We start from the raw sequence: 6,695 nt of genomic DNA, 5'->3' as shown, positions 1-6,695 counted from the left end.
AGCGCGGGCCCATTCGAAAGGAATATCTCGATGCCCACACTCCGCCGCTGCCGCTCTGGCGGCAGCAACTCGAAGATGGCCTCGGCCGCTTCTTCGTGGGGATCCTTCCCGGCGTGAATCTGCTGGTCGACTACATCGTGCCGGCCAGATCGCTTCCTGGATGGGCCAGACAGGGCATCGACTTCGCATCGGCGGTGGTCGGGGCGGTTGTGCCCGTACCCGAGATCCCGATCAAGCTTCCGAAACTCGGCGATGTCGGCGAACTCAACCCTTTCAAGAAGTTCAAGCCAGCCGAAGAGATCAAGGCCGCCGACGAGATCAACCCCGTGGAAGCCAATGCGCATGGCGAACCCGTCAATGCGCCGAAACCTGAACTTTCCACGTCGGTGCCAGAGAGCGCAGCCCCTACGTCAGGTTCGACGTCAGGCATCCCGCTGGTGCCCGAGGAATATTCACGTTCACCCTCCGGCAAGCTCACCCCTGACCCGGACTACCGCGGCCTCTACCGCGACGAAGGCGGCCAGCATTACATCCAGCAGGACGGCAAGACCTACCCGGTGGACTGGAACGACACCGCTCATCGCTGGCAGATGCAACCGCGTGAAGGCTCGCCCAATGCACCCAAGATGCACATCAATGAGAAGGGCAACTGGGAGGTCGATCTGGACACAGGCCTGAAGGGTGGAGTGCGACCAAGGCCAGTCGAGTCCTACAAACAAGCTTTCGATCTCTATGAACGCGGGAAGCTGATGAGTGAGATTGCGGACGAACTCCTGGTCGACCCCGTGACAGCCAAGAAATGGGTAGAAACCTATGTGCAGGAAAGCGGTGATCTGCGGCCCCAGCGAGTAGGAGGGGCCGTAGACAAGGGATACAGGCTGCACGCGCCGAAAATATACAGCGAGCTCCAGGAAGGCAAATCGCTGAAGGAAGTCTCAAACAAATACACCGACGGCAATGAGTTGGCCGGTTATCGCAACGCGACGTGGTTTGCGGAAATTCTTGGCTTTCCAACCGATGTCATTCCGCAAGACCGGCCTTGGCGAATCCGGCCGGAACGGGACCCCAATCAGATTCGTTATCCCATAAGCCAGCGGCAATACGCCAGAATTCAAGAAGGGTTGAGTCAGGGTCAATCAACCGAGAAAATGGGCAAGGATACTGGCGTACTGACAAGCTGGGTAGAAAAGATTCAAGCCGGGAACGGGCGTTATTGGCCTGAGACACAAGAATGGATCCAGACGGGCGATGTGCATGAGCCGGCCGAGCCGCCGGCGCAGCAGTTGCACACAGGTGTCGAGCCCAGCGGCAGCAGGGAACCCCAACCGGCTACCAGCCGACCCGTGCAACAACAGCCTGTTGCTTCCGCAGGACCCCGAAAGCGTAGCGGGCATGTGGATCGATTCGACGACTTCAGAGAGGCTTTTGAACGTTATGAGCGCGGCGAAAACTTTGTTGAGATCGGGGACGCACTCGGCGTCACTCGAAGCTCAGCCAGGCAATGGGTAGAACGGTTCATGAGCGAAAGCGGCGCGGTGATACCCCAACGGATCGGGGGAAGGATAGAGCGAACCTATATGGCGCGCCGCGCGCAGATATACCACGCGCTCTCGGAAGGCAAACCGCTTGCTGAAGTTGCGAATGATTTCACCGACGGCGAAGAATTGGCGGCCCTCCGAGCCGGGAGGCGATATGCGGCCGAAGAACACCTTCCCACCGACAGATTCCCGCAAGAGAGACCCTGGAGGATTCAGGCAGAAGGCACGTCCGATCGGTTGGGTTATCGGCCGAACGATCAGCAACGCGCCGATATCTTCGATGGCTTCGATCAACGCAAACCGACCTGGCAGATCAGCATGGAAACCGGCGTGCCGGAAGACTTGATCGAGCAGATGCGGGCGGAGCACGGAGGAATTGAACACGGCAACGTGCCTGATCCGGCCGAACCGCCGGCAAAGCGGCAACGCACCGATGGCGCTTCCGGCGACACGCCGCAGCCCCAGCCGCAAACCGGCGGCACGGCGCAAGCAGAACATCTTGCTCCTTCGGGACCTGAACCTTCCTGGGGGAGCCCGCAGCTCAGACAGTACTACGAGGACCACACGCAATTGAGCCAGGCGGAGTCCGACTCAATTGATGCCTGGTTCAACGGGAACGGTCCTGCACCCCCAAGTCTGCAAGCGGAATTGATTGCCCGAGGCTATTCGGACATCACGCCGGAGATGATACGCATGTATTTCACCGACAAGAACCCGGTCTTGACCGTCCGTCAGATGCAACGAATCACGGAATTCCTTTGCATATAGCAGCGTGGAAGAAGTCGAAGCGCGCTGCGCATCCGGGAAGCGTCTCTTGCGGCGAAACGTCCGGCGCATGCGCGATATTGCTGCATCACCCGCACAAACATTTGACAAGGACACTAGGTGCACGCATTGCCCTAACGCTCCAGGAAGATGACGCGTATCGGGCGATGTTCATGTTCTTGCAGGAGCAATCGAAATGGCTGTATCGAATGTTGGTTCAGCTTCGTCAGCTTCCACTCAGCAATATGGCGGCAGCGACGATGGCACTCCTTCCACCGGCAATGAAGCCGCTGATATGCCTTCCACGCAGAAGGATGGCAACGACACCGACAATGCGTCCGACACGTCTTCAGGAGGGCAGTCTACGTCGTCGCAGATCCCGCCTGAAAGCTCATCAACGACCACGGCGGCTTCCGGCAACGGCACGGGCAACACCTCCTCCTTGCAGACCAATGCGCCCGCTGGAGAGCTGACATTGTCGCCAACCCAGCCCGCGAACACGACGACGACCACAACTACCACGACCTCCAGCCCACCGAAGCTCGCGAATGCCGAGGCAACTCAACTGCTCTCCCGTCTCGACAACGACACCTCCATCCCCGACGACGCCGCCAACGCCAGCAACATGGCCGTGCTTCAGCGCGAGTCACTGCGTGGCGCGGACTCCGAGGCCATCGGGTTCGAGCAGCAGTTGACCCAGGCCAACCAGCAAGTCGATGCCTTGCCTCCCGATCGGCGCGACTTCTATCGCGGCGCCCTCGCCGGCGGCTCCACTTATTACAACGCCGCCACCACCGAAGACCAGCGCACGAGCATCGCTCATGCCATGCGCACCCAGGTCATCGACCCGATCAGCCGAGCCTACCTGCAGGCCATGGGCGATCCGAACGCCCGCGTGCAGATGGCGTTCAGCAAGCCCTTCGGCTCGATCTATCTCGGCAACGCCGGCCAGCAGCAGAGCGATCTGCTCGCCCAGATGGGACAGCAGTTCAACAAGGCCGCCACGCCCGAAGAACGCGCGCGCATCTTCGGCCAGGCCGTTGATCTGCGCCATACCATGCAGTCGCAGATTGGCGCCTTCGTCGATCAGGAGCGCTCACGCGTACAGGAGCAGTGGAAGCAGGCCGATCAGGAAATCGATCAGGCCTTGCGCGACGCTGCCGGAATGTGGATCGCCGGTTCGGACAGCGGCTTCGACAATACGAGTTCCTTTGACCGCCTGAATTGGTTCATCTCCCATGGCCTGAACTCCGAACGCAACGCGCAGGAGTTTCAGTACCGCCTGAGCAAATCCCCAGACGACTTCAAGCTGCTGCGCGAATGGTCCGCCGATGCAACCCAGAAAGCCGAATGGGCCACTTCAGCCATACAGAGCGATCCCTTCCGGCGCACGCCTGAGCTACCGCCGCTGCCGCCCGACCCCACGCGAACCACTACCGAGAACTCGCGCATGGGCAACTTCGGCGCCGATATGCTGTATCGCTATCAACAGGAAGACCGTCGCATCCTCGACGCCAAGGACATGTATCACGCCGCGTCCCAGCGCGGGCCCATCCGAAAGGAATATCTCGATGCCCACACTCCGCCGCTGCCGCTCTGGCGGCAGCAACTCGAAGATGGCCTCGGCCGCTTCTTCGTGGGGATCCTTCCCGGCGTGAATCTGCTGGTCGACTACATCGTGCCGGCGAAGTCGCTTCCCGAGTGGGCCAGGCAAGGGATCGACTTTGCATCGGCGGTGGTCGGGGCGGTTGTGCCTGTACCCGAGATCCCGATCAAGCTTCCAAAACTTGGCAATGTCGGCGAACTCAACCCTTTCAAGAAGTTCAAGCCAGCCGAAGAGATCAAGGCCGCCGACGAGATCAAACCCGTGGAAGCCAATGCGCATGGCGAACCCGTCAATGCGCCGAAACCTGAACTCTCCACGTCGGTACCGGAGAGCGCAGCCCCTACGTCAGGCTCGACGTCAGGCATCCCGCTGGTGCCCGAGGAATATTCACGTTCACCCTCCGGCAAGCTCACCCCTGACCCGGACTACCGCGGCCTGTATCGCGACGAAGGCGGCCAGCATTACATCCAGCAGGACGGCAAGACCTACCCGGTGGACTGGAACGACACCGCTCATCGCTGGCAGATGCAACCGCGTGAAGGTTCACCCAATGCACCCAAGATGCGCATCAATGAGAAGGGCAACTGGGAAGTCAACCTGGACACGGGCCTGCAGGGGGGAGCGCCGGGCAGCGAAAATTATCGCTCGTGGGGCAAAGCCGTCTACGAAGCTTACGCAGACGGAAGGGAACTCAGAGAAATCAGTGAACAGTCAGGCTTCAGTGTGGACGTGGTCGCAGATTGGATTCGAGACTATGCCTCTGAATCGGGACTGCCCATATCCAGCGCGATTCAAAAGTCAAAAACGAGAGGCTTGCATAATTTCGCCTCGCGCATCTACACGGGACTCTCCAACGGCACGCCGCTGCAAACGCTCGCGAATGACTATGCTTTGGGCGATGCGTTTTCGACACGCCGAGCCGCGATGCGTTTCGCGAAGGACAATCGCCTTCCGACCGATGCAATTCCAGAACTGACGCCGTTGCAAGACCGGGCAGGTCCTTCGACCGCACTTCCCGACGTTTCGACCTCGCATACTTATCCGATCACCGAGAAGCAGCATCAGCAGATCATCGAATGGCGGGCGCAGAACAAGACGAACCGGCAGATCAGCCAGGCAACGGGCATACCGGAAGCATGGGTCCAGCGAATCCAGTCGCTCGATGGTTACTGGTCTCCCGAGAGACAGATGTGGGTTGAATATCTCGATCCAATACAGACGCGAGACACGGCGCCGCCGGCAAATCAGTCGCCTTACAGCATGAGCTTCCAGCGATACGCCGACACGGTCGAGGGTGGCAAACAATACAAGCCGACTTGGCAGATCAGCCTGGAAACGGGCGTGCCGGAAGACCAGGTTGAGCAGATTCGGAATGGGCGCGGGCACTATTCTCGTGAGACGGAAGAATGGATTCCGGACAACGACGCGCGTGATCCGGCCGAGCCGCCGACGAAGCGGCAACGCACGGGCGGTGAGCCCGTCGGCACGCAGCAAGCCCAGCCGCAAACGGGCGAGACGGCGCAACAAACACCCGTTGCTCACCCGGAGCCTGAGCCCTCCTGGGGAAGCCAGCAGCTGAAACAGTTCTACGAGGACCACTCGAAACTGAGCCAGGCAGAGGCCGATTCAATCGATGCCTGGTTCAACGGGACAGGCTCGCCACCGCCAAGTCTGCAAGCGGAATTGACGGCCCGTGGTTATACCGACATCACGCCCGAGATGATACGCATCTATCTGACCTCCAAAGAGCTAGGCCTGACGGATCGTCAAATGCAACGAATCACGGAGTTTCTGGGCATATAGCGGGCTGATCGAGGCCTGAGTCGCGGGCCATGCATGCGCCTGACCTGGGCGAGCAGATGTCCCTTCGATAGACACCTGGCTCGCGCCCTACCCTGGCATGGAGGTTCCCGTGCTCACAGCAACGCCACATCGCCGAGCACGGTTCATGCACGATACCTCTGCATCACCCGCGCAAGCTAACTGACAGGGACACTGAATGTACGCATCGCCCCAACGCTCCATGAAGATGACGCGTTTCGGGCGACGTTCATTGTCTTGTCAGGAGCACAGAAATGGCTGTATCGAGCGTCGGTTCATCATCGTCCGGTTCCACCCAACAGTATGGCGGCAACGACGACGACACCACGTCCACCAACAACAACTCGACAAACGACCCGCCCCCCTCTTCGACCGGCAACGACGCTGATAACACGCCGTCCCCGCAGACCGATGGCAACGACGCCGAGAACCCTTCCTCCACGCAGAAGGATCCGCCCCAAGGGCAATCCACGTTGTCGCAGATTCCGCCTGCCGACACGGCCGGTACGAACACGACCTCCAATACGCCGTCTTCATCGCCTGACAGCGAACCCGGTAATGCTGCTTCCACGCCGACTGATACGTCCGGAGGGCAGTCCGGATCGTCGCAGGCGCAGTCCGCGAACACGGCAACCACGGATAAGAGCACGAACACGTCGACCTCCAACCCATCGCCGCAATCGTCTGTTCCATCATCTGGCAACGGGACCGGTAACGCACCCTCCACCCAGACCCCGCCTGCGAACACGGCAACGAACACGGCGACCTCCAGTCAACCGACAGCATCGCCTGCTCCGTCAACTGGCAACGGCTCGAATGGCGCATCCTCCACGCAAACCAATGCATCCGCAGGGGAGCTCACGCTCACGGAGAAAGAACCGACGAACAAAGTGACCACAACGATCACTCCCGCCAATCAGTCCACGTCATCGCCCGCTCAGCCTGCGAACCCATCAACGAACACG

The 6,695-nt window shown here is 60.2% G+C and carries 3 protein-coding genes; 2 read left to right on the top strand and 1 reads right to left on the bottom strand.

Features of this window, described 5'->3' with window-relative positions:
- On the top strand, positions 1–2,306 hold a 2,306-nt coding region (locus QCE83_RS34905; RefSeq protein ID WP_309821447.1), incomplete at its 5' end, for a hypothetical protein.
- 193 nt (positions 2,307–2,499) lie between these two features.
- Positions 2,500–5,712 carry a hypothetical protein gene (locus QCE83_RS34900; RefSeq protein WP_309821445.1) on the top strand — a complete coding sequence of 1,071 codons (3,213 nt, stop codon included), beginning with the start codon at positions 2,500–2,502 and terminating at the stop codon, positions 5,710–5,712.
- 247 nt (positions 5,713–5,959) lie between these two features.
- Here the strand turns inward: QCE83_RS34900 and QCE83_RS34895 are convergent, their stop codons facing one another.
- Entirely contained in the window at positions 5,960–6,490 is a 531-nt protein-coding gene (locus QCE83_RS34895; protein WP_309821443.1) for a hypothetical protein, read from the bottom strand.
- Positions 6,491–6,695: the final 205 nt, after the last annotated feature.

Source organism: Caballeronia sp. LZ034LL (assembly GCF_031451215.1).
GTDB lineage: Bacteria > Pseudomonadota > Gammaproteobacteria > Burkholderiales > Burkholderiaceae > Caballeronia.
This window is presented reverse-complemented; position numbering and strand designations above follow the sequence as displayed.